The 21,673-nt window shown below is 70.3% G+C and carries 27 protein-coding genes; 22 read left to right on the top strand and 5 right to left on the bottom strand.

Going from position 1 to position 21,673, the window contains the following annotated elements:
- Positions 1–2: 2 nt before the first annotated feature.
- A complete protein-coding gene (locus CAP_RS33975) occupies positions 3–2,216 on the bottom strand; it encodes a WD40 repeat domain-containing protein (RefSeq protein ID WP_044248508.1) in 2,214 nt (737 codons plus the stop codon).
- Between the two features lie 226 nt (positions 2,217–2,442).
- Between CAP_RS33975 and CAP_RS33970 the strand changes: the two genes are divergently transcribed.
- The 3 genes from CAP_RS33970 (at position 2,443) to CAP_RS49080 (ending at position 5,930) form a co-directional block, all read left to right on the top strand.
- On the top strand, positions 2,443–3,366 hold the full coding sequence (locus CAP_RS33970; RefSeq protein ID WP_052376495.1) for an AAA family ATPase: 924 nt from the start codon (positions 2,443–2,445) through the stop codon (positions 3,364–3,366).
- A gap of 584 nt (positions 3,367–3,950) precedes the next feature.
- Positions 3,951–4,739, top strand: coding sequence for a tyrosine-type recombinase/integrase (locus tag CAP_RS33965; RefSeq protein ID WP_197041475.1), 789 nt, complete (start codon positions 3,951–3,953; stop codon positions 4,737–4,739).
- Positions 4,740–5,021: 282 nt separating this feature from the next.
- On the top strand, positions 5,022–5,930 hold the full coding sequence (locus CAP_RS49080; protein ID WP_197041474.1) for a helix-turn-helix domain-containing protein: 909 nt from the start codon (positions 5,022–5,024) through the stop codon (positions 5,928–5,930).
- A gap of 784 nt (positions 5,931–6,714) precedes the next feature.
- On the opposite strand, the gene CAP_RS54355 is transcribed toward CAP_RS49080, so the two are convergent.
- Complete coding sequence (locus CAP_RS54355) at positions 6,715–7,086, bottom strand: NUDIX domain-containing protein (RefSeq protein ID WP_370866009.1); 372 nt, start codon at positions 7,084–7,086, stop codon at positions 6,715–6,717.
- Positions 7,087–7,123: 37 nt separating this feature from the next.
- On the bottom strand, positions 7,124–7,276 hold the full coding sequence (locus CAP_RS51315; RefSeq protein WP_156041385.1) for a hypothetical protein: 153 nt from the start codon (positions 7,274–7,276) through the stop codon (positions 7,124–7,126).
- Between the two features lie 236 nt (positions 7,277–7,512).
- Here CAP_RS51315 and CAP_RS55890 point away from each other — a divergent pair, with 236 nt between their 5' ends.
- The 7 genes from CAP_RS55890 to CAP_RS33915 all read left to right on the top strand — a co-directional run bounded on the left by CAP_RS55890 (position 7,513) and on the right by CAP_RS33915 (position 10,121).
- On the top strand, positions 7,513–7,773 hold the full coding sequence (locus CAP_RS55890) for a helix-turn-helix domain-containing protein (RefSeq protein ID WP_081865545.1): 261 nt from the start codon (positions 7,513–7,515) through the stop codon (positions 7,771–7,773).
- Positions 7,773–8,240, top strand: coding sequence for a hypothetical protein (locus CAP_RS33940; RefSeq protein WP_044248500.1), 468 nt, complete (start codon positions 7,773–7,775; stop codon positions 8,238–8,240). Before CAP_RS55890 ends, CAP_RS33940 begins: the two co-directional genes overlap by 1 nt.
- A gap of 76 nt (positions 8,241–8,316) precedes the next feature.
- A complete protein-coding gene (locus CAP_RS33935) occupies positions 8,317–8,769 on the top strand; it encodes a hypothetical protein (RefSeq protein ID WP_044248498.1) in 453 nt (150 codons plus the stop codon).
- The gene (locus tag CAP_RS33930) at positions 8,766–9,209 is read left to right on the top strand and encodes a hypothetical protein (protein WP_044248496.1); all 444 of its coding nucleotides are present in this window, start codon (positions 8,766–8,768) and stop codon (positions 9,207–9,209) included. The genes CAP_RS33935 and CAP_RS33930 overlap by 4 nt, the downstream gene beginning before the upstream one ends.
- A 65-nt stretch (positions 9,210–9,274) precedes the next feature.
- Positions 9,275–9,733, top strand: a complete 459-nt coding sequence (locus tag CAP_RS33925; protein WP_044248492.1) for a hypothetical protein — start codon at positions 9,275–9,277, stop codon at positions 9,731–9,733.
- Complete coding sequence (locus CAP_RS33920) at positions 9,730–9,921, top strand: hypothetical protein (protein WP_044248490.1); 192 nt, start codon at positions 9,730–9,732, stop codon at positions 9,919–9,921. Before CAP_RS33925 ends, CAP_RS33920 begins: the two co-directional genes overlap by 4 nt.
- Complete coding sequence (locus tag CAP_RS33915; RefSeq protein ID WP_044248488.1) at positions 9,918–10,121, top strand: hypothetical protein; 204 nt, start codon at positions 9,918–9,920, stop codon at positions 10,119–10,121. The genes CAP_RS33920 and CAP_RS33915 overlap by 4 nt, the downstream gene beginning before the upstream one ends.
- Positions 10,122–10,126: 5 nt before the next feature.
- Here CAP_RS33915 and CAP_RS33910 read toward each other — a convergent pair whose 3' ends face one another.
- Entirely contained in the window at positions 10,127–10,894 is a 768-nt protein-coding gene (locus CAP_RS33910; RefSeq protein ID WP_156041384.1) for a hypothetical protein, read from the bottom strand.
- Between the two features lie 343 nt (positions 10,895–11,237).
- On the opposite strand from CAP_RS33910, the gene CAP_RS51310 reads away from it, so the two are divergent.
- The 12 genes from CAP_RS51310 (at position 11,238) to CAP_RS33850 (ending at position 20,793) form a co-directional block, all read left to right on the top strand.
- Positions 11,238–11,723, top strand: a complete 486-nt coding sequence (locus tag CAP_RS51310; protein WP_044248483.1) for a hypothetical protein — start codon at positions 11,238–11,240, stop codon at positions 11,721–11,723.
- 59 nt (positions 11,724–11,782) lie between these two features.
- Positions 11,783–12,607, top strand: coding sequence for a hypothetical protein (locus tag CAP_RS33900; RefSeq protein WP_156041383.1), 825 nt, complete (start codon positions 11,783–11,785; stop codon positions 12,605–12,607).
- Between the two features lie 60 nt (positions 12,608–12,667).
- Positions 12,668–13,189, top strand: a complete 522-nt coding sequence (locus CAP_RS33895; RefSeq protein WP_044248478.1) for a hypothetical protein — start codon at positions 12,668–12,670, stop codon at positions 13,187–13,189.
- On the top strand, positions 13,186–14,355 hold the full coding sequence (locus tag CAP_RS46145; protein ID WP_156041382.1) for a hypothetical protein: 1,170 nt from the start codon (positions 13,186–13,188) through the stop codon (positions 14,353–14,355). The genes CAP_RS33895 and CAP_RS46145 overlap by 4 nt, the downstream gene beginning before the upstream one ends.
- A gap of 184 nt (positions 14,356–14,539) precedes the next feature.
- The gene (locus tag CAP_RS33885; protein ID WP_156041381.1) at positions 14,540–15,250 is read left to right on the top strand and encodes a hypothetical protein; all 711 of its coding nucleotides are present in this window, start codon (positions 14,540–14,542) and stop codon (positions 15,248–15,250) included.
- On the top strand, positions 15,247–15,945 hold the full coding sequence (locus CAP_RS33880) for a hypothetical protein (protein ID WP_044248474.1): 699 nt from the start codon (positions 15,247–15,249) through the stop codon (positions 15,943–15,945). Before CAP_RS33885 ends, CAP_RS33880 begins: the two co-directional genes overlap by 4 nt.
- Positions 15,942–16,520: a hypothetical protein gene (locus tag CAP_RS33875; protein WP_044248472.1), complete on the top strand. Its 579-nt coding sequence runs from the start codon at positions 15,942–15,944 to the stop codon at positions 16,518–16,520. Before CAP_RS33880 ends, CAP_RS33875 begins: the two co-directional genes overlap by 4 nt.
- A gap of 311 nt (positions 16,521–16,831) precedes the next feature.
- Complete coding sequence (locus tag CAP_RS33870) at positions 16,832–17,044, top strand: hypothetical protein (protein ID WP_044248471.1); 213 nt, start codon at positions 16,832–16,834, stop codon at positions 17,042–17,044.
- On the top strand, positions 17,041–18,468 hold the full coding sequence (locus CAP_RS33865) for a hypothetical protein (RefSeq protein ID WP_044248470.1): 1,428 nt from the start codon (positions 17,041–17,043) through the stop codon (positions 18,466–18,468). The genes CAP_RS33870 and CAP_RS33865 overlap by 4 nt, the downstream gene beginning before the upstream one ends.
- A gap of 27 nt (positions 18,469–18,495) precedes the next feature.
- Positions 18,496–19,032 (top strand): hypothetical protein, encoded by a 537-nt coding sequence (locus CAP_RS33860; RefSeq protein ID WP_044248468.1) that lies wholly within the window; start codon positions 18,496–18,498, stop codon positions 19,030–19,032.
- A gap of 232 nt (positions 19,033–19,264) precedes the next feature.
- Positions 19,265–19,933, top strand: a complete 669-nt coding sequence (locus CAP_RS33855; protein ID WP_044248466.1) for a hypothetical protein — start codon at positions 19,265–19,267, stop codon at positions 19,931–19,933.
- A gap of 251 nt (positions 19,934–20,184) precedes the next feature.
- The gene (locus tag CAP_RS33850) at positions 20,185–20,793 is read left to right on the top strand and encodes a CHAP domain-containing protein (protein WP_044248464.1); all 609 of its coding nucleotides are present in this window, start codon (positions 20,185–20,187) and stop codon (positions 20,791–20,793) included.
- A 122-nt stretch (positions 20,794–20,915) separates the two neighbouring features.
- On the opposite strand, the gene CAP_RS33845 is transcribed toward CAP_RS33850, so the two are convergent.
- Positions 20,916–21,521, bottom strand: coding sequence for a hypothetical protein (locus tag CAP_RS33845; RefSeq protein WP_156041380.1), 606 nt, complete (start codon positions 21,519–21,521; stop codon positions 20,916–20,918).
- Between the last annotated feature and the right edge of the window lie 152 nt (positions 21,522–21,673).

The raw sequence follows: 21,673 nt of genomic DNA, 5'->3' as shown, positions 1-21,673 counted from the left end.
CGTCACGCCTTCCCGAGCAGCGCGAACACCTCGACCGAGCGCTGTCCCACGCCGAGCATCAACCCACTCTTCGCGTGCTGCACCAGCCGTCCCCCCGACCACCCGGCGTGGGCGTTCATCGGCGTGTCGCCCTTCTTCCAGACCCTCACGGTGGGCGTGTCCTCGGAGCTGGTGAAGATCACGCCGCGCGCGTCGAGGTGCGCCCCCACGATGGGTCGCTGGAACGGCACTGGCGGCGGCGCGTCGATGCGCCCGAGCGACGCTCCACCACGATCGAAGCGCTCGATGTATGACGAGGAGACGAGGTAGAGCGACTCCCCGTCCTTCGCAAAGAACACCTGCCACACCTCCTCCTCACGCGGGATCGTGGCCAGGTGCGCGCGCGCCGCCACATCGAAGATCCGCACCCCCGCGCGCCCGTCGTACGGCGGACAGAGGACCAGGTACCGATCGCTCCCGGCGAACGTCGCCGTCCCCACCTTCCCCCGCGGATCGAGCGCCCACGTCTCCCGGGTGGCGAGGTCCCACACCCGGTACGTGGGCGCGTCCCCCTCCTCCGAAAGGACGGCATACCGCCCATCGCGCGAGACCGACCAGAGACGCCCTTCGTTCCGCGACGGCAAGGTCCCCAGCACCGTGAGCGCCCGATCGCGCACCGTGAAGCCCCCTGGCGTCTCGAACCACGGGCTCTGCCGGGTGACGATGGCCTCCCCGGCGACCTGGATCTCGTACGTGCGCTCATCGAGCGTGGCGAGCCGCTCCCCGGTGACGCTCCACAGGATGGCGGGGTGCATGGCGTACCCGACCAGGAGCCGCTCGGCATCCACCCACGCCACCGCCTGCACCGTGTCCTCCCTCGGCGGCACCCCCGCGCTGGGATTCGGGAGCCTCACCACCTCACGCCCCTCGACTGCGTGCAGCTCCACCCGCCCATCCTTGTGGTCGCTGGAGAGGTGCGGTGCGGCGAGCCACCGCTCATCCGGCGAGAGGAACAGAAACTGCGAGGTGATGCTCCCCCCGAGCCCCACCCGGGGCAGCTTCACCTCCCGGACCTCCGTCCCATCCCGCCGGATCAAGCGGGCTCTCTCCGTGGTGGCCGTGAGCACCAGCCCCGACGCCGCAATGAGCGCCGAGAACCGCTCCCTGGGCGCTGCGATCTCGCGCAGCTCCCCCCCTGGAAGCGTCACCTCCATGAGCCCCGCCCCCCTGAAGAACACCGCCGCGTCACGCGCGGCGCCGGGCAGCGCTCCCTGGAAGACCGTGTTCAGCTTCTCGTCGTGCCGGAGTGCGCGCACAAACGTGCCCTCCTGGAAGACCCGCGCCGTCCCCTCCTCCCCCACGGTCACCACCTGGCGCCCGTCCTCGGAGACCGAGATCCCCCGCACCGCCCCCTCGTGCCCCGCGAGCGCTTCGAGCAGCGTCCCCCGGATCCCGTACCGCCGTGTCACCCCATCCCCACCCCCCACGAGCACGCTCTCCCCGTCGGACGCGAAGGCCACCGCCTGCACCGGCCCGATGCCCCCTTCATACCGCGCGCGCACCGCCCCCTTCTCCCCATCGATCAGCACCGCGCCCCCCTCCCGGAACCCCACCGCGACCCGATCTCCCGTCGGCGACAGCCGCGCGCACGCCACCTCCTCCCCCACCTCGAACACCCCCACCTGCGCCTTGCCCGCCCCGTCCCAGAGCGCCACCGTCGTCCCCCCCGCCGTGAGGATCCGCTCCCCCCGCGCATCCACCGCCACAAGCCCCGGGTGGTTCAGCCACGCCTTCGTCGCCCCGAGCCCCTTCGCCGACACCGGCCGCAGCTCCGCCACCCCCGACGAACTCCCCACCACCGCCAGGCTCCCATCCGGCACGAACGCCGCGTCCACCAGCCGCGTGCTGTCCGTGGGGTAGTGGTAGCTGTCCCACGCCAGCCCCTTCTTCAGGTGCCCCACGAACTTCGGGTCACGCACCTCCACCCGCAGCACCGCCGACCCCTTCTTCGCCTTCACCAGCACCACCCCGGCGATCACCTCCCGCTGCAGCGCCGCGCTCTCCTCCGGGTCGTAGACGCGCTTCCCCTTCAGCGGCGAGCCCGGCGGATCCTCCAGCAGCCGCAGCACCAGGCTCGGCCACAGCCCGACCACGTCGTCCTGCGTCGCCTTCACCTCCAGCTCCGCCGAGACCTCGTCCTTCTTGAGGACCTTCACCGTGTACGTCGGGCTCGCCATGCTTCCTCTCCGCGCGCCCCGAAGCTCCAGGCGCCCGCCCCGCACCATACAGCGGGACAGCCTTGCCGGGTCTGCCCCAAGCGCCCTCACCGCGCCCACTGCAGGCCCCCTGCTCTGCTCCGCTGCACTCCCCTCCCCTCCGCTGCACTCCCCTCCCCTCCGCTGCACTCCCCTCCCCTCCGCTGCGCTCCCCTCCCCTGGGCGACCGTGGTACCACCTCTCACCGATGCCCCTCCGGCTCGCGATCGGCACCTCCGACTTCCGCAAGCTCCGGGAGAGCGGCGCCTACTACATCGACAAGACCTCCTTCATCCGCGAGATCCTCGACGCCCCCGCCGAGGTCATCCTCCTGCCGCGCCCCCGCCGCTTCGGCAAGACGATGAACCTCTCCATGCTCCGCGCCTACCTGGAGCGCCGCGAGCCTGGCGATGACGATCTCGCCCCCCTCTTCGCCGGCCTCTCCATCGCCAGCGCCGACCCCGAGGTGCGGGCTCACCAGCAGCGCTACCCCGTCGTTCACCTCAACCTCAAGGGCGTCAAAGCCTCCACCTTCGACGACGCCTGCAAGGCCCTCGGCCGGGTGCTCGCCGTCGAGCTGGAGCGCCACGCCCCCCTCGTCCTCGCCGATCCGCGCCTCCTCCCCACCGAGCGCCACCGCTACGAAGCACTCATGGCGAGCGCCGGCGCCCCCGTCGACCTCTGGGACGCCCTCGCTCTGCTCACGCGCCTCCTCCACCGCGCCACCCGCGAGCGCGCCCTCGTCCTGATCGACGAGTACGACGTCCCCCTCCAGGCAGGCTTCACCCACGGCTACCTCGACGAGGTGACGGGCCTGATGCGCAACCTCCTCACCGGAGGCCTCAAGGACAACCCCCACCTTTTCCGTGGCGTCCTCACCGGCGTCCTCCGCGTCGCCCGCGAGGGCATCTTCTCGGGTCCGCGTAGGCCTTTCCTGTCCATTGGTACACCGTGGCGTCGTTGCTCTCCCGGCGTCGCACAAGGAAGCCCCTGTCACACAGCTCGTCGAGCGCTTCTCGCACCACGGTCCGCCCGCGGCGCGCCAGGTCCGCGATCTCTGGGAGCGACTTCTGGACTGCTCCGGACGGGCCGGTCTTCTGCGAGACGGTCAAGCCAACCAGCAGGGCGCTAGCGGTGAGGGCCCTGTCAGCGAGCAGCGCCTCGTTTGCGATCACGGTCTTGAACCTACGCGCGGCGGACATTGTCGGTCCGCTCGTCGGGGGCTCAGGGGTTGACTCCCAAAACGCGTCGGCAGTACTCTCAGTCGGAGTAGACACAAGTCACCTCTCTCAACGCCCGATGACCCTTGCCGCCAAGCCAGGTCTTCGGGCGTTGCTCTTTTTGTTGCGCTGGCTCTTGGGAGATATCTGCGCTCCTCGGTGGAAATCAACTCGCGTGCGCGGCGCACGGCTAGATAGATCGGTGATCTATAAGGAGTGCTGTGTCGGCTCCCGACACGTGCCAGCTCGGGAGCCGACACGGTTGGGGTCGGAAACCGGCACGTTGACTGTTGCGTGAAGGTGTGCGTCTTCCAGTCTGATGGGCAAGAATGGAACCGAGGTCCAAGCACCAATCGTGGGCGGGGGCGCGGGGGATGATGGAGTTCTCGCGCCAAGGCTGGCGCCCACGTCGCCGGAGCGCGATCCGGCGAGGATGTACCTGCTCTCGTTGAGCAGCCAGGAGTCGAGGCGCTCGCAGGCCAGCGCGCTGCGTGTGGTGGCGCGGCTGTTCGGCCACGAGACCTCCACCATGCCGTGGGAACATCTGCGGTTGCAGCACACGCGTGTGTTGCGCGCCACGCTCGCTCGAACGAAGGCCCCCAAGACGGCGAATCGCTATCTCACAGCCGTCCGCGAGGTGTTGCGGTGGGCGGCGCGACTCGGCTTGATGAGCCGCGACGACCTGGAGAGCGCGATCGACTTCCCCGCGGTGCGCGGCAGCCGACTGCCGTCCGGTCGGGCGGTGACGGTGGTGGAGGTCCAAGCTCTGTTCGCCACCGCAAGGAGCGACCATCGACGACGAAGGGGCGCCCGCGATGCCGCGATCGTGGCGCTCATCTTCGGCGGAGGCCTCCGGCGCGCGGAGGCGGCGAGGCTCACGGTGGGAGCCTGGCAAGGCGGTGCGGTGAGGGTGCGCGGCAAGGGCGACAAGGAGCGAGAGGTGCCGTTGCCGGGGCCCGCTCGCGAGGCCATTGAGAGGTGGATGGGGCTACGTGGGCGCGCTCCCGGGCCGCTGGTGGACGACCTGGACCAGCGTGGTAAGGCGCTCACGCCGGACGCGATCCATGAGGCCCTCCACCGCCTGGCGCGTCGCGCGGGGGTCAAGCCGTTCGGCTCCCATGACGGGCGTCGGTACTTCGCCACGCAGCTCCTTCGAGCTGGCGTGCAACTCCGCCACGTCCAAGATTTGATGGGGCATGCGAGCCCAGCCCAGACCGCGAAGTACGACCGCGCCAGCGCCGACGACAGGGCGCGGAGCGTCGAGCTGCTGCCGCTCCCGTACTGAGCGCCCTTCTGCCACTACCCTGTCGAGGCCAAGCGTCGTCGGTCCCGATCGACGACTCACTGATTCGCCGGCAACCAGCCGGATCAGGTGGTGAGGTGACCTGACGGGCGGGTATTCTTGTGCCCGTGAAAGCCGACGCCCCCGTCGGTCTCCTGAGCTTGGCGGCGAGGGACTGACGAGGGCGTGGGTGGAAAGGACCGTGTGGACGACGACCCTACCGATGGGAAGGGTACCTCCCGTCACGACAGCGCGCAACCCTCGGCGGCCCGCGAGCGAGGGTGGGTGTTCCGCGCTCAGCGCGCGGTTTTTGCGGCGCCCAAGGAGGACCTGAGCCCGACGCAGAAACTCGTTGCGCTGGCGATAATTCAGCGGGTCGGTCGCAGCGGCAAGGCGTGGCCTGGCATGGGGCGGATCGCCCTGGACACGTCTCTCACGCGTCGTTCTGTGATCCCAGCGGTGAAGAGCCTGGAGCGCAAGGGGTGGCTCAGGGTCGAACGGAAGCGGCGGACAACCCGGGGAGACCCAGACACGAATGTGTACACCGTCACCATACCTGAGAGGGGGGTAGTGAAGGACGTTCACCAGGGGGGTAGTGAACGTGGTTCACCAGGGGTGGTGAAGAACGTTCACCAGGTGGTGAAGGACGTTCACCAGGGTAGTGAACCTGGTTCACCCAAATCTCTCTCTGAACAAACCCACGAAGTGGGGGCGCGCGCGCACGGCGAGGAGGAAGAGGGGTCGGTGCAGCCCCTGGCGAAGCAACAGCCAAACTGGTGGGAGGAGTTGCAGGCGATCCACCACGAGCAGCGCCGGACGACGTACGGGTCCGCCGGGGCGGCGGAGCTCGTGAAACCTGACGTGAAGGAGCAGATAGTGGGCATCCTGCTCGAGGAAACCGAGTTCGGACTGAAGGTCCGCCGGGAGCGCCTGAGTGAGGAGACGGATAACCTCGCCATGTTCCGGGAAGTGTCTCGTGATGTGCTGAGAGAGTGGTTCCGAAACCCAGGCCGTGACGGGTTCCTCGCCAACCGGAAGCACCCGCTATACGTGCTGGCCGGCGACCTCACGGAACTCGCCTGGGCCTGGAGGCGGACCTACCCCGATCGCCTTGAGAAGCAACGGCGCGAGGCTGTCCGCAAGAAGCCGCGAATCTCTTCAACGGGCACCGCGAGCCGTAAGGCTGGGCGCTGACCACCAACGACATGGTTCGCGGGTGCCGCCAACGCTGGCGGCGCCCCGGCCGGCTCAGATCGCAACACGAGCGACAAAGCCCACGGGGATGACCTTAGAACCAGGTGGGGATGCCCCTGACGCGACTACCCCATGGAACGGGACCCCTGGTAAAGTGTGCAACCGTGGCGCAAGACATCATTGCTTCGGGGGTCGCGAGGGGTTGGAAAGAGATCTGCGCGGAAGCGGGGCTTGAGCCTCGAGGGTGGCGGAAGCTCCTGGAGGCCGCCAGGCGCCCGAGCAACCCGCTGCCGCTGAGCTACGACCCTTGGGGGCGCCCGGAGCTCGACGTGGCCGCCTTCAGGCGATGGCGCGCCGCCGAGACGGTCACGGCCCACGAGCACGACCAGCGGCGCCGCCGGCCTGCCAGTGGCCCGGTGCCTCGTCGCCGCGCTGCCGCTTCCCCTTGAACTCAGCGCCCAGGGCCGACGGGCGTCAAGGGTCCCCGCTCCCGAGGTCCGCACGCGGGAGGCGGGTGTCGTGGGCGTCGTTGGGCCTCGTGCGCTCCCGGTGCCGCGTCACCTCCCGCAGGACAGGCGCGACGCGAAACTCCTCGCACAGCAGGTCGATGTCGGCGGCCCGTGGGTGGTCCAACAGCCCGGCGTCGCGCAACCCTCGAGCGGCTCAGCCCTGGGTGGTGCGACTGTTGGTGGGGAAGCCTCCAGGATCTCGGCGATGGCCTGGCGGAGTCTGGTCATCCACCGAGCTTACACACCGGGCCGCCTCCGCGTGAGCGCTGACGTTCTCAGAACGGACTCAGGAAGGACGAGAGCGCCTTGCGCACGAGCGAGATGAGGGCGCGGCGGTTGTACTCCGCGAAGGAGCCACCCACGAGCAGCACGCCGAAGTGCAGCCACGCAACGTCGCCTTCCTCGGTCCGCGGGAAGGGCGTGGTCGAGAAGTCACCGAGGGCGGCGTAGGTCACGACCCTGGTGCCGCTGCGTCGCTCCACCCCCTCGTGAGCGAGCTTGAACGAGCTCGCGGGCACGCGTCGCCCAGTCTCCTCCTGGAGCTCGCGGACGGCAGCCTCCAGCGGAGTCTCGCCGAGCTCCACCTTGCCCCCAGGCAGCCCCCAGTCGGTGGAATCGTGCTTCCTGCTCACGCAGAGGACGCTCAGATCTGGCCGGATCAGAGCGGCGAGGGCGGCGCCAGGCTCAGAGGTCAAGAGGGCCCTTCGGCGGGTCGTAGCGCCGCCCGGGGTAGTAGCCGTTCTCGCGATAGAAGTGCTCCTCGAGTTCTCGGTAGGAGGGCACCCGTCGGCCCGTGCGGACCTGCCGCTCGTCGTCGCGATATTCATCGTTGTGCATGACGCCATCGTGAGGCGCGTCGCTGGCATTGGCAACGCGGATCAGGCACAAGGAAGGGCCAACATCAGCGACGTATCCACCCGAGGATACGAATGCGTCAAAGGCACGCGTAGCTCCTGGTAGTGCGGTGTTGCGGGTGAGCGCGAGACGCCGGAAGCGGGTGCGTCTGGCGGATCAGCGCACGTGGCGATAAAGCGCGACTCAGGGCAAAAGGGCTCCCTCACCAGGGAGTCGCAATGAGCGCACGAGTGCTGAGCGTGGCGGAGGTCGCGTCATTCTGCGGGGTGAACCCGCAGACCGTTCGGAGGTGGGCCCGCAGGGGGCACCTTCCGAAGGCAGGGGAGAGCCCTTCCGGGCGGGCTCACTTCGCGCCCGCGCAGGTCGCAAGGTTCCTGACCCGCCATGGCTATCCGCTGCCCGAAGCGCTCAAGGGTGCGGAGCCCACGAGCGCCGAAGGGGCTCCGGAGACCGAGCCCTCCAGGTCGGCGGCGGCCTGATGCCGTTCGCGCTCTTCCCCGCGGCTCCGCCGCAGGACGGCGCCATCATGTGCCGGGATGGGTACTGGTGGCACTGGCACCCCGTGCGGCGAGAGTGCTTCGCCGGCACCTCGAGCCTGAGCGTCCACCAGCTCGAGGCGTGCTTCGTGGGTACCCCGCTCGAGCGAGGTCGGTTCCTGGCGGAGCTGACCGAGGGGCAGTTCTCCGGGCTGTTCGTGGCGCAGTGCACGCAATGCGGGGCCGACCACCGCAAGCAGCCCCGCAACCTCGCCCGGGCCTTCCGGCAGATCCAGCCGGCGGCGAGGGGCGCCTCGAAGAGCTTGGGGTCCGTGGACCTCTTCGCAGTCGCGGCGGTGCGCGGAGCGAATGACCGTGAGACCGAGCGACTGCAGATCCTCGATGCCTCGGCGCGGCATCTCACGCGCGGCAAGCGGGTCAAGCGAGCAGAGAAGGGAGAGTCATCGTGACTCAGTAGTCGCGCCTCGAGGGGGCAGCGTCAGGAGACGGCTCACGACGGAACGAGAAGGGAACCCGGTGGGAATCATGAAGTTCAGTGACGAGGATTCGGTCGGCGCAATCTGCGAGGGCCTCCTCGCGATCTCGGTGGCGGAGAAGGGCTACAAGGCGGGGCGCGACGCATGCGAACGAGCCCTGATGAGCATCGAAGGAGGGCTCGGCTTCGTCGAGCCCATCGAGACGAGCGAAGCAATCGTGTACGCGCTCACCGCCATGGGTGGCCCCGACCGCGCCAGGAAGGTGCTGCAGCAGCTCCTCAACGCAGACGGGCCCGAGCTGCGGACGTTCATCGGGGCCCAGGCGGCGGCGATGAAGGCGGTAGTGGAGGGCGCAGCCGACGTGGACGCCACGGTGGCGCGGCTGGAGCGTATGTTCCACGAGATCACCGAGGAACGTGGGGGGCTGACGCTGGGGCGCGAAGCCGGGGCGCTCGGTGAGGATGAGCAGACCGCGGAGGACCCGGAGGACACGCTCTCGTGAACGACAGGGTCGCTGCTGGCGCCCTGTTGCTCGCGGTCCTCATCATCCGCACGGGCGCTGACGGCTACGACCATGCCGTGCGGGAGCTGCGGGACGCGGCCTGGGCATCGTCCTGGGGTGGGACCTCGGGCGGTGCCGGAGCGTCGGCGACCGCGCGGGCCCTCGTCGACCTGGTGAAGGCCTTCGGCCCGGAGGCCTGCGAGGGGTTCCGGGACGTGCTCAGCATGGAGATCCCCCGGGAGCTCGTCGAGCTTCAGGCGCAGGCGTTCCGGGACGTGAACGCTTCGGACAGTGCAGCCGTCGACGCGCTCCCAGTCGTGGAGGGCTGGAAGGCGGCCCTGCACCCCGTCTGGGGTGAGCTTGTCTCACGCCTGGAGACCGACCGGCTCGGGGACCTCAAGACCCTGGTCGAGGAGGAGGTGGTCCGGCGCGGAGGCTGAAGTGGTGCGGTGCAGTGGCAACAGAGGCCGGCAAGGCCTGAAGGAGTGACTCGATGAGCGCAAGAATGAGCGTTTCCCGGACGTACATCTCGGCGTCGCCCTGGTTGATCGGCTTCCTGGGCGGGGTGCTGATCCTCTTCTCGAACCTATTCGCGAGCCTCGGGGCTGGCTGCGGCGAGGAGCCGTCGCTCGAAGGTGCTGCCGCCCCGGGGCTTGGCTTCGGGCTCGATGGAAAGGGGGCGCTGCTGCTGGCGGAGCCGACGCCGGAGGACCCCTGCCAGTGCATGTGCAACGGGCTGGACCCCCTGAGCCCCGCCTACGCCTGCGTCCCGGAGTGGTACAGCACCGGGCGCACTTGCGACGGGGCGTGCGAAAACCCTCGGCGAGACACGTTCGTGTGCGGACCGCCCCCGGGCGGGCGGAGCGCCCCGTGGGCTCCCCCGAACTGCACCATCCTCGGCACCAACGCCGACGGCTCCCGGCGTTACTGCTGCCGGTGCGAGCTCGGGGAGGAGGTCGCGTGACGAACGACGGCCAGAAGCAACTGGAGGCCGCCCACGGCGTCGTCCGAACGACGCTCGCCCTGGCGCTCGCCCAGAGGGACCACGCTGCGGCGCTGGAGGCAGCGAAGCGCGCCTTCGGAGGTGCGTCGGGCCGGACTTCACCCGCGGCCGACCCTCGCCACCCGAAGCCCCGGGGCAAGAGGCTTTGACCGACAAGCCCACTGCCGCTGGCCGCAGCGCGGCGTTCAGGGTCATCGAGACGATGGCGTCCCTCCAGGCCGCGCAGGTGGCTCACCGTCGCGCGTGTTACGACGCGAAGGAGCTGCTGGAGCCCCATCAGTACGAGGAACTCGCGCGCGACCTGGAAGGCTCCTGGACTTCGTTCCGCTTCCTGCTCGGCGACGCCTGAGCACCCTACGTCAGCGCTGGCGCCACTAGGTGCCGCATGAGCTGAGGAGCGAGCTTCGTTGCGTGCTCGGCGTGGGCGTGCTGCCCCGCGTAGTTCATCAGCCAGACGAGGCTTGAGCCGAGCTGCACGCCCGAGAACGGGCCGGCCAGGTTCTCGGTGCCTCCCCACCTCGACCACAGGTTGTCCGGCGCGATGGCAGGGCGCATGGCCTCCATCGTCGCCGCGGCGCTCGGGTACACCACCCCCTTCTTCTCCACCGACACGTTGGGAGCCGACGAGGCCGTGACGACGAAGAGGCGCCCGGACATCGCCGCCTCCCGCGCGAAGGTCGCGAAGATCTCGAGGGGCTTCGCCTTGCCCTGAGCGTCGACCTCGGTCGTGTAGGTCGCATCCGCCAGGAGGAGCCCCGCGAGTTCCGCCCGGTCCGCCGGGTGGCGGAGGAGTTCCTTCACGAACGACCCACCGGCGGAGAATGCGCAGACGAGCAGCGGGCCCTCGGGGAGCCCGGCTCGCCGTCGCAGAGAGGGAAGGACGCGCCCATCGCCGGTCCGGAAGCTCTCCGCCTGTTGGCGGCACGAAGGCTTCCCGTCGCCCGTACAGCTCAGGACGCGCAAGGGAATGCCCTCTATCGTCGCCGCCCGCGCATCGGCGAGGCTCACGGGCCCAAGCCAGAGCACCCCCACCGCTCGCTTCGAGGCCTTGCGGGTGCGAGGGAACTGCAAGACCCGGTCGATCACCAGGTAGGACGCGGCGCCGATGGCAGCCGAGACCACGGAGCTTGCCAATACGAGCAGGGCCTCTCGCGCGTCTTGCCTCATGGGCGTTAACTGCGAGGCGCCGGGTCCAGAAGCAAGGCCGCGGGGACGCTTATCACTCATGCGGGCGGCTCTTACCGATAAGCCGAGCAGCGGTTCGCGCGATAAGCCGTAAGCCTTGCCATGCCATTGCGCGAGCAATCGACGACGCTACCATTCCCTCTCCTGGCGGCCGCAACGGCCCGCGCTGCAACCTCAAGGGGAACCAACCGTTATGCGCCTTCTGCCCGGTCCGTCGCATTCGTCCGCCCTCGCCCTGCCCTCGCGGAAGCCCGGCGGGGCTATCGCCCCTCATTCGCCCGTGGGGGCGGCTCTCGCAAGAGCGCCGGGCACGGACCAGGCGATCGAGAAACTGAAGGCGAAGCTCAAGGCCGAGGACCCGAGCGACGCGAGGGCGGTGCTCTCGAAGGAGCTGCCCGCGCTGGCCGCGAACTTCGGCGTCTCTGCAGCGGACAACACGGAGCTCGGCAAGCTCGTGACGGAGGTCGCCCGGGTGCGTCCGAGCACCATCGCGACCCTGGTTAGCGTCGTGGTGGCGCTGTTCGCGCCGAAGCGGATGCGGGGTCTCCGGCGGGGCGCCGCGCGCGTCGGCAAGGGGTGCGCCCACGCGGTGCTGGCGCGGCTGGGTCAGCAGGCGCCCGGCGCGCTCCGGGGGGCCACCGAGACCACCCTCGCCGGCGCGGAAGGCCCGCCCGCCGTCGCGGATGGCGCCGCCGACGGGGGCGAGGCGGAGCACTGGGGCGACGAGGGCGACCTGGGAGACCAGGGCTTCCGCCCCGCCGCGTGAGGGCGGTCGAGCCACGTGACGCAACTCGCCGCGCTCCGCGCGGAGGAAAGGGAATGAGCATGTCGGATCTCATCATCGTCGGCAGTCGGAGCTTCTCGGTCGGGGAGTGGAACGAGCAGTTCCTCGATGCGATCGCCGAGGTGGGTGCCACCAAGTCCTCGTCCGCCGCGGCCAAGGCGAAGCGGCGGCTCGCAACGCTCAACGCGGCCATCAAGAAGGCGGCCGCGCAGGCGAAGAACAACAAGCTGAAGGCGCTCGCCGCGACCGCGACGAAGACGACGAACGCAACGCTGGCCGCGCAGAACGCCGCCGCCGCCGCACGGCTGAAGGCGACCCGCGACTTCCTCGACCAGCCGACCTGTCCGATCCCCGTCTGCTTCGACGCCGTGGCCCCTGGCAGCGTTTCGGCGGTGGCGACGATCAGCTCGCCGCACGATCAGCCCTGGCGCATGGTCGCGATCGTCGCGAACGACTCGCAGTGCGACGGGATGAGGGTCACCTCGCTCAAGTTCGGCAACACCGAGCACGTGCCGGCCTGCGTGGCCTACGTCGGCGGCACCCCCACCCAGCCGGGCGTGGACCTGTCGATCTTCAGCGGGAAGCTGCACCGCGCGATCCTGCCCTCGCACCAGTTCCGTCCCTGGGGGCTCGGCCGCGGCGGCTGGATCCGGCCCGACGGCAAGATCTACCTCCAGCTCTTCAACCCGTCCGCCACGGCGAAGAGCGCGAACCTGATCGTCCTCGTCCAGTCGAGCCCCTGTGGGGAGAAGGCGACCTACGGCAAGGACTTCATGTACGAGGACGGCAGCCAGGTGGCGCGGAGCTCGTGGTCGAAGCTGCGCCGCGGGGCCTTCTCGTTCGTGCCGCGGGCCATCGCGCGCTGACGCTTCGGGGGTCCTGCTCGAGCTGTCCCCTGTGACCACCAGCGCGGGAGGCGCGCCGCCATGCTTTTCGAGGTCGACACGGACATCACTGGCGTGACGGTGTGCCTCCTTGCGCTCGCGTGGGTGAACATCATCGACGCGCGCCGCGACCAGGAGGTGGCCCGCGAGCTCGTGCAGCGCTGCGCCGCACCGGCCAAGCGGGGCTTCCTCTACCGGAACGACCTGCCTGGGAAGGACCGATGGAGCACCTTCGTGCCCCTGCTCCGGCGCACCAAGTCCGGGCGGCCCATCAAGGCTGACTGCGAGGACCAGGCCGCCGCGCACGCAGCAGCGTTCCACCTCACCGAGCCGCATCGGGTGGTGGAGGTGGCGATCACCCACCCCGGCGAGGGGCAGCTCGCGCACGCCTACCTCGTCGTCGACGGCCACCCCTTCGACCCGTGCGTGCCGAACGGGATGAAGCAGCCGCCCCAGTCTTTCTACGGCTCGGGGACGACAGCGCGCCTCCGCGTCTTCGACCCCTGCCTCTTGTTCGGCTTGTCCTGTCCCAACCCTTTCAGCTCGCCGTTGAGGTCCACATGATTTCGTCTGCTACTCGCAAGCTCCTCGTGGGCGCCGTCGCGCCGATCGTGGTCGGTGAGGTCGCGAAGCCTCTGCTGAGCCTCGTCGGGCAGGGTGCGAAGAGCCTGATCGCCAAGGTGCGCGGCGACTCCACGACCCCGGAGGTCGGCGGGCTCATCGCCCCCGTCCGCGAGGGGATCGAGGACACCACCCGCGCCATCGCTCGAGGTGTCGGCCTGCCCGTGCCCGAGCGCGGTGGCGGTGGCCGCCGCGGCGGGAAGAGCGCCGCGAGGGGCAGGCCTGCTGGCAAGGGCCACTACAAGTGCAACTGCGAGACCGCGGGGCACCCGGAGGGCGAAGGCGCGCACGCTGAGGTCGGCGACGCCGAGGCCGAAGCCGGGACGTGGGTCCCGGGGCCCGTGCCGTTCATCCCCGGTGGCAAGAAGCGCGGCAAGCCCTGGGCGGTGAAGGTGGCCGAGAAGGCGCGCCGCGCCGGCGTGGCGAAGCAGCGCGAGCAGGCACAGGCCGAAGCTCGGCTGGCGGAGACCGAGAAGCGCCTCCAGGAGGCGATCTCGAGGGCTTCCGCTGAACAGAAGGCGGCACTCGAGCGGCAGCTCGTCGCGACCAGGAGCCTTCGGGGGAACCTCGGACGCCTCCAGCGTGCGCAGGTAAAGAGCCTCGCCACACGCGAGGGCTCCTACCTGGAGAAGGTGATCAGCCAGCTCGTCGAACTCGTGAAGCCTGCACAGCCGATGCCCGGGATGATGGTGCCTGGCATGGGGATGCCCGGGATGATGCCCTGGATGATGCCCGGGATGCCCGGGATGCCCGGGGTGATGCCGGGGATGGCCGCCCCGCTGGCCCCGGCTCCCGCCGCGCCGGCAAGCATCGACCCCACGCCCCCCGAGGAGTCTGAGGCGGAGGACGAGGACGAAGAGGACGACCAGGACCTCGACGTGAACGACGCGATCGACCAGATCGCGGCGCAGTCGATGATCGCCGGGGTCGACGCGGAAGGGGATCTCCTGGACGCCTCGGTCGTCGCCGGCGCCCTCGACGACGACGAGGACGAGACCGGCGACTTCGACGACGAGGACGAGACCGGCGACTTCGACGACGACGAGACCGGCGACTTCGACGACGACGACGAGACCGGCGCCGTCTGCGGCACCTGCGTGGGGTCGTGACGTGGACGCCGACTCGTATCTCGTGCGGGAGGCGCTCCTGAGCGCTGGCGCGCCCTTGCTGGAGCCTTCTGCGAAGCGGTGGCTCGAGCGCAGGGTCGCACGCCACGGCTACGACCCCCAGGCGCACAACCTGGGGGGCGTGACGTGCGACCTCCTGCACGAACACGGGTCGGATGGGTCCTGCGTGCTGGTCAACGGCCAGCCGCTCCGGAAGTTCACCAACATCCGGACAGCGGCTGGCGTGCTGGTCGCAACGGCGGGCCGCGCAGGCGCGACCGCCGCGAGGCCGGCCATTGACCTGCCGGTCTCGATCGAGGGGTTCAAGAGCACGCACCCAGATGCGGAGCCTGGGCGTGCGCCGGTCGAGGTGGGGCTCCTGCCGCTGCTGATCCCGTGGATTGCCGCCTACGGGGCGTACAGCTACGTCAACACCCCGACCGAGGACACGGAGCGCCGATTCCGCGACCTGGCGGCCGACTGGGAAGCCTTCGAGCGCGCCGGCGTTCCCCGGCCGCCTTTCGGCTTCCTCGCCGCCGACCACCGGGCGTGGGTGGCGTTCCGTGAGGCCTGGAAGGCAGGCAACCCAGATGTGTCGGACCTGGCCCCGCAGGAAGCCACTGCGAACCGGGTGCGCGCCGAGCTGTTTCAGCGCTCCGGAGATCCGCGGTACGGCAAGGACCGCAACCTCAAGAGCACCGACGTGCTCGAGACGAAGCGGGTGCTGCAAGCCGCCGACACCGTTGACCGAGAGGTGCGGGCTGTCACCCAGGCCGCGCAGTCGAAGACCGCCAACGTGTGGGACGCGATCCCGTGGCAGGCCAAAGCCGGCGGCGCGGCGGTGCTCACGCTGTTCGTGCTGACGCTGTTTCGGGACCTTACCAGGGGGCTTCGATGACGATGAAGCGACTCGATCTCTCGGTTCTCCGAGTCCGAGCGAAGAAGGCGCTCGACGCTCTGGAGGCCGGCGGCCTCGACCCCATCGAGTTCGCCGAATTCGTCTACACCCCGGAGGGCGACCAGACCGAGAACGTGATCTCGCACGAGGCCTTCTTCGACCCGGAGGCCCCGGCAGGTCGCTACGCGTTCCGGGTCCTCAACGGCCAGGGCGCCATCGTGGCGGAGGGTGAAGGGTTCAAGCTCGAGCTCCGGGCCGGTGGGGCTCAGGAGCACCTCACCGGAGCGGGGGCCGTTGCGGCTGCGTGCGGGCGCGTCCTGGCGCACAACGCCTTCGAGGTCGAGCGCTGCCAGCGACGCCTCGCGGACGAGGAGCGCCGGAATGACACGCTCCGCGCCAAGGTGGACGAGCTCGAGGAGGTGATGCGGCTGCGGAACCGACGCATCGCGCAGCTCGAGCTTGAACTCGAGAGCGGCGGCGCCGACGAGTTCAGCGAGCTGATGGAGGTGTTCGGCGAGGTCGCGATGCGCGCCTTCGGCCTGGACGAGCCCGGCGACCAGGGGCGAAAGGACAAGGGCGTCGCCTTCGAGGTCGTCGTCGACGTGGTCCGTCGGAACGCCGATGTGCAGCGCTCGATCCGGCAGGTCGTCGGCGATGCGCCCTTGATGGCACTAGGGATCGGGGGCGAGTCGTGAGCGCGATCACGTGGCGAAGCGGCGAGCGAAGCCCGGTCTTCGCCGACGTTTGCGCCGACGACCTGCTCTGCGTCCGGCTGGCTCTCGTGGATCCGGGAGAGGTTGAGGACGTCGGCGCCGGCTACCGGCTGCCCCACCTCGTGTACCTGCCCGCCTTCGGTGGCAGGGGGACCAACCGGCCGGGGATCGTGGGCGGCATGGACGCGCCCACGGACGATCGGCTCGAGTACCGCGTCGACCTCGCTCCGCTCTTCTGCCCGTACCAGGGCCAGGTCTGTCTCGATGGGGGCCGGGGGGCTGAGTACCGCGTCCACTACGAGCGCGCGCGGTGCGCCTCTCGCCACGTGGACGATCCCACGCTCACCCTCCACCGGGTTGGGGGCAGGGTCGATGTGCCTCGCGGTGCGTACGCGCTGAGCGTGGTCGACAACTGCGAGCTCCGGTTCGGTCCCGACGCGACCCAAGTGCACCCGATGCACCCGACGGTGCGCTGGCCGCTCGGATTTCGCGCAATGGGGTGGGTGGAGCCCGCGGACAGCATCGTCCACTCGATCGCGTTCCACCTTCGGTTCTGAGAGGAGGCACCCCGATGAGAGCCGTTGCACTTCTGCCAGTCGTTGCCGCCGTGTTTGGTGGCGCCGCAGCTCTGCTCCTGCGACGCGCGACGCCCCAGCGGCTGGCGCCGCCGGCGAGCGCGAATGCGGCGCCGCCCCCCGTGGTCGCTCCCACGACCCCGCCTGCCAGAGGGGCGGCCGTCACGCCCCCGCCGGCGCCGCCACAACAGCGTTCTCCGAGCCTCCACGCTCCTGGCCGGTCCGCCCCCCCTGCGTCACCGAAGGAGCAGCAGGCAGCCCTGGACGTAGAAGCGGCGAAGGTAGTGGCTCAGATGCGCGCCGCGCTGGCACCGCTTCCGGAGGTGGCCGCCGATCCGCTCGTCCCGATGGTGGCCCTCTTCCCCGATGCCCCCAAGGGCAACCCCACCCTGTCGAAGGCCTCCGGCAAGATTGTCGGTGGACATGACGCCCTTGGCAGCGTGCGTGATGCCCTGGAACTCGTCGAGCTCCAGGCCGCTCTCGGCCGCAGCCGGAGGCAGCGATGAACCGCGAGCTGCTCGTCGGGGTGTCGAGCGTGGCCGCGCTGGCCGCCGCAGCTCTGGCGTGGTGGTTCGGGGGTCGCCGGGCCGTGGCGCCTGCCGTGGCCCGCAAGTGGTCGAGCTTCTCGGGCTCGCGACCCGAGGCAGAGGGATGGCCCAAGGGGTCCATCCTTGCGGTCCCGGGGCTCGAGCGCCTCACTGCCGCCGGCCGTCGAGAACTGCTCGCCGTCGCGCGCGAGCTCGGGGTGCCGGTGGACTCTCTCGCGACCGTGATCGCCCACGAGAGCGGCGGGAAGACCACCGCGCTCAACAGCCTCCCCGCCGCTGGGCTCATCCAGATCACCACGGGTGCGGAGCTGCCCGGGTTCGAGACCCCCGAGAAGATCCGCGCCGTCGCCACCTGGGACGACGTGCGGCAGATCCGCGAGGTGGTCAGGCCGTTCTACGCTCGCCTCCTCGCGCGCTACCCCCACCTCCGGAGCGCGACGCCGGGCGAACTCCTGGTGGCGAACTTCCTGCCGTCCGACTCCTCGAAGCCGCTGGACCACCGGCTCGCGGACGAGGCCTCAGAGAGCGAGCGTCGTCGCAACATCTACGCGGCCAACCGGGGCCTCGACCGCGCCGGCAAGGGGTACGTCACGGTCGCGGACCTGCATGAGGTGGCCGCCGAGGTCACGGGGAAGGCCGCCGGCAAGCGTCTCACCCCGCGCGGCACGGTGGCCGCTCCCGCGCAGCCGCCAGGCGCGCCTCCGGCGCGATCCGCAACGGGAACCGGCGTGGGCTCCCGTGGAGCCACCCCAGCGGACCGGGTGCCGGCGGCAGGCCTCCTCCGGGCCGCGGTGGAGGCCGGGCTGGACGAGGCTGTCGATTGGGTCGAGGTGCCCTGGGAGGGCCACACCGTCCGCGTCGGCGCGCACGCGCTGCGGGCCCCCTACGAGGGGAAGCTCGTGCGCCTCCCCGTCTCGTCAGCCGACGCTTTCGCGATCTGCCGGGCGAAGGGGTGGGTGCTGCCCACGGCCTCCCTCTCCGACGCGATCTGGCGCGCGGCCACCGTGCGCCTCGTGCCGAAGCCGCTCCCGCCTGACGACCGCATGAGCCGGATGGGCCACGTCCTCGTGAGCGACGCGGAGATCGAGCGCCAGATCGCCGGGCGACCAGGGCTCGCCGCCGACGAGGGCAAGGACCTGATCCTCGCTGCTGGGAACGCCCTCCGCCCCGGGACGGCGAGAGACTACGGGTGGCGCGATGCTGCGGGAAACCCGCTGCAGCCACTCGGGCCGAGCTCGCGACCGCCGCAGCACGACGCGGGCTGGATCGACTATTCGCGCAAGTTCCGCCCCATCCAACGCTTCACGCGCGAGGGCCGCGACCTGCTCGACCTTTTCGTCGCCCAGGGCATGCCCGAGGCCGTCGTCGCTCCCCTTCGCTGACACGACACCCCACGAAAGGACCGCTCCATGCTCACTGCTCTGCGTTCTCTCACCGCGAACCTCTCCGCCCTGTGCGTCGCGAAGGAGGAACACCTCGGCGCCCAGCGCGACCTCGCCAAAGCTCTCGCTTTCCGCCACTGGACGAGCGGCGTCGCGTCCTGGTGCGGCGCGATCGACTCGCTCCTGGCTGCGTTCGAGCGCGTCCAGAGCCTGGGCAAGCACGACAGCACCAGGGTGCCGAGCGCCGAGCCCGAGATCGGCATGTTCGCCCCGGACGAGGTGTCCGCGCTCGAGGACGGGGAACCGCTGCAAGAGGTGCTGAGCCGACGCGTGGCGGCGTCTCCCGGCAGGGGCCTCCCGTGCCTTTCGCCGGAAGAACTGGCACGTGTGCGCCGTGGGGAGAAGCTCCACCTCATCGTCGAGGACCGTCAGGCTATGGTCGCGAGCGAAGGCGGCGTGCCCCACATGCGGGCCCGCAAGGTCCGACGGCGTGGCCCCGCCGCCTGCAGCGGTCCGGGATGCTACGACCTTTTCTGCGAGGGTTGCGGCAGGGGGGGGAAGTGACCGGCCGCGAGGTCCTGCTCGCGTTCCTCGGGGGGCTCGTCGTTGGGGCCGCGACTGGTGGAGCCGGTGGCTGGTTCGCGGGGAAGAGGGCCGGACGAGCCTCGTGCACGAGGCTCCGCATGCCCATGCGGAAGGGCGCCCCCGCCCAGCAGCCTGCGGCCCCACCGCCACGCCCACCCCAGCAGCAACGCAGGCAGGTCAACGCTGACGTCACATTCACAGGAGGTACGAAATGATCTCGCACACCATCGAAGTCCCCAGCTCCGCCATCGCCGGTGCCGCCGTCCAGATCGACGACCTCGGCCCCGAGAAGACGGTCTACTTCAAGGGCGGCGCCGACCAGGTGTTCCTGGAGCTCAGCCCCGACGGGTCCACCTGGTACAGGCACCCCGACCTCACGTTCGCCAACACGCCCCCGCCCCGCGCCCTCAAGGTGGACGCGACCCACGCTCGCGCCGTCCGCGCCACCGGCTCGGGCGGCACCATCTCCATGGCTGTCGTTGGGGTCGAGGGCGGTGCCATCCAGGGGTCTCCGCTCACCTTCGCGCGTGGGCCTGATGGCAGCGCGGGCGCTACTCAGCCCGCGATGCCCATCGGGATGGTGTCATCCCCACGCCACGTGACGGCTGTCACCCTCCTCCCTGGGGGGGCTCTGACCGCCAACGCCACCAACTTCGCGACCCTCACCCTCACCGCGTACTCGAGCGCCGGCACCCTCCGGGGCACCGTCGCGACCCTCACCACAGAGACCGGGAGCTGGACGTCGCTCGTCCCGGTGAACATGCCCCTCGGCGCCGTCGTCGCGTTGCAGCAGGGCGACTCTCTCGCCCTCAGCATCGCGAAGGCCGGCACTGGCGTTGTCGTCCCGCTGGCAACGTTCACCGTCCACCTGGGAGCCTGACCGTGCGACCCACCACCTGGCATGCATGGACGTTGCTCTCCGTCACCCAGGCACCGCCGCCGCGGGCAACGGTGCGGTGACGATGGACGCTCGCTGCTCCATCTGCCGCGTCAATCCAGGCGTCATCGCCATCGCAGCGGACCGCCCGGAGCTCCTCTGCGAGCGGTGCGCCGAGACCATCGCCGGAGCCGGCCGCGTCGTCCGGGCCGCAGCAGGCATTGTCGTCGACTGGGCGACGGAAAGGCTCCGCCGTGCAGCGGAAGCTCGTCGGCGCCCTGTGTGCTAGCGCGGCCGCCGCCGCCGCGTCGTTCGCGGTGGTGGTGGTTGCGGCTCCTCGGCGACGCACGTTCGCCGAGGCCCTCCTCGCCCACGCCGTGGCCGACCTGGAGGTCCGCGAGGACATCGGCCCGAACGACGGCCGCAGGATCCGCGAGTACTTCGCGGGCTCCCGCGTCACTCCCCCCGCCAACTGGTGCGCAGCCGCCGTGAGCTTCTGGCTCCGCGCGGCCGCCCGCGAGCTCACCATCCCCCCGCCCATCGAAGGCAGCCTCCAAGCCAAGCAGATCGCCACCCAGCTCGAGCGCGCCGCCCAGGCGGGCCGTGGCCGCTGGACCAGCGCCCCCGAGCTCCGGCGGGACCCGGCGGCGCTCCGCGCCGGCGACGTCGTGGTGTGGGATCGTAGTGACCCGGCGAAGCCCGAGACGAGCTGGTTCGGTCACGTGGGCGTCGTCGCGGGCGGCGCCGCGGGCGGTGCCTTCGACACGGTCGAGGGTAACTCCGGCCCGACCGGTGATCGCGTCGCCAGGATGCGCCGCCGGCTCGACGACCCAAGGCTCCTCGGCGCTGGTCGAGCCTGGTAGGCGTCGCCGTCTGCAGATCGCCCCACCCCCCACATCCCCGCGTTACCCTCGGCGAACTCCCCAGGAGCGCTCGCTCGCGACGTCCCTGGACGCGCGCGCGATGCCCACTAGCCGCCATCGCGTCAGATTCGGACGAAGTGGTAGGCGGCGCTCCTCACGTGCATCTCCGAGGCGTCCACCATCTTCGGGTCCATCGCCTCCACCAAGTCCGCGCGAGAGAGCCTGAGCAGCCCCGCCACCGCCGCTTCCCAAAGGCGCTTGTGGAAGTTTTCCCGCCCCAGCCTCGTGGTCCCTCGCTTCAACATGTCCTCGTAGATGGGCGCGATGAATACCTTCGAGCCCCCGAACGACGCGTGCGGTACGGTCCTCCGCACCGCCCTCGCGCTCCCTTCAACCTGGCGCGCGAATTCGGAGAGCGGTTGGTCCACCGCGGCTTTGGGCTCTGGGCGAGGCGCCACAGGGCCGGGGGGCGCAGGCGTCTCTCGCGACCCGCTGGGACGAGCAGGCTTGGGCGCCGCCTTCGGCGCGGGCGCCGGCTTCAGAGCGCCCGCGGACTTCTCCGCCTTCTTCCTCTCGCGCTCAGCCTTCTCCGCGAACAACTCGTCGATCTCATCATCGGTGAAGTAGGCGCTCAACATCGGGTGATTCGGGTAGCGGCGCTCTTTCGGCGGCGCCTTCTTCGACGGGACCTCCGCTGCCTGATCCTTGGTGAGCCGTCCTCGTGCCATGGAATCCTCCTCTCCGGGCTCGTTCACAGCCCGCTCGTTCACCACGTCAGCGCCCCGCCGAGTCGCCAGCGGGGCCACGTTCATCACGGACGGCCGCGCAGCTCGACCAGACCCTCCAGAGCGCGCCAGTCTTCGCTCGGGTCGTTGTGTGC

Origin of the sequence: Chondromyces apiculatus DSM 436 (genome assembly GCF_000601485.1) — a bacterium.
Lineage (GTDB): Bacteria > Myxococcota_A > Polyangia > Polyangiales > Polyangiaceae > Chondromyces > Chondromyces apiculatus.
The sequence above is the reverse complement of the archived record's forward strand: the minus strand, read 5'-3'. Positions and strand labels throughout refer to the sequence as shown.

Bases quoted from the DNA above. Each gene is read 5' to 3' on its own strand.
- CAP_RS51315 (WP_156041385.1), bottom strand. From the start codon at position 7,276: ATGCACAACGATGAATATCGCGACGACGAGCGGCAGGTCCGCACGGGC.
- CAP_RS33925 (WP_044248492.1), top strand. From the start codon at position 9,275: ATGAGCGTTTCCCGGACGTACATCTCGGCGTCGCCCTGGTTGATCGGC.
- CAP_RS33865 (WP_044248470.1), top strand. From the start codon at position 17,041: ATGAACCGCGAGCTGCTCGTCGGGGTGTCGAGCGTGGCCGCGCTGGCC.
- CAP_RS46145 (WP_156041382.1), top strand. From the start codon at position 13,186: ATGATTTCGTCTGCTACTCGCAAGCTCCTCGTGGGCGCCGTCGCGCCG.
- CAP_RS33870 (WP_044248471.1), top strand. From the start codon at position 16,832: ATGCGCGCCGCGCTGGCACCGCTTCCGGAGGTGGCCGCCGATCCGCTC.
- CAP_RS33940 (WP_044248500.1), top strand. From the start codon at position 7,773: ATGCCGTTCGCGCTCTTCCCCGCGGCTCCGCCGCAGGACGGCGCCATC.
- CAP_RS33900 (WP_156041383.1), top strand. From the start codon at position 11,783: ATGTCGGATCTCATCATCGTCGGCAGTCGGAGCTTCTCGGTCGGGGAG.
- CAP_RS33860 (WP_044248468.1), top strand. From the start codon at position 18,496: ATGCTCACTGCTCTGCGTTCTCTCACCGCGAACCTCTCCGCCCTGTGC.
- CAP_RS33975 (WP_044248508.1), bottom strand. From the start codon at position 2,216: ATGGCGAGCCCGACGTACACGGTGAAGGTCCTCAAGAAGGACGAGGTC.
- CAP_RS33880 (WP_044248474.1), top strand. From the start codon at position 15,247: ATGACGATGAAGCGACTCGATCTCTCGGTTCTCCGAGTCCGAGCGAAG.
- CAP_RS33845 (WP_156041380.1), bottom strand. From the start codon at position 21,521: ATGGCACGAGGACGGCTCACCAAGGATCAGGCAGCGGAGGTCCCGTCG.
- CAP_RS33855 (WP_044248466.1), top strand. From the start codon at position 19,265: ATGATCTCGCACACCATCGAAGTCCCCAGCTCCGCCATCGCCGGTGCC.
- CAP_RS33970 (WP_052376495.1), top strand. From the start codon at position 2,443: ATGCCCCTCCGGCTCGCGATCGGCACCTCCGACTTCCGCAAGCTCCGG.
- CAP_RS33895 (WP_044248478.1), top strand. From the start codon at position 12,668: ATGCTTTTCGAGGTCGACACGGACATCACTGGCGTGACGGTGTGCCTC.
- CAP_RS55890 (WP_081865545.1), top strand. From the start codon at position 7,513: ATGAGCGCACGAGTGCTGAGCGTGGCGGAGGTCGCGTCATTCTGCGGG.
- CAP_RS33935 (WP_044248498.1), top strand. From the start codon at position 8,317: ATGAAGTTCAGTGACGAGGATTCGGTCGGCGCAATCTGCGAGGGCCTC.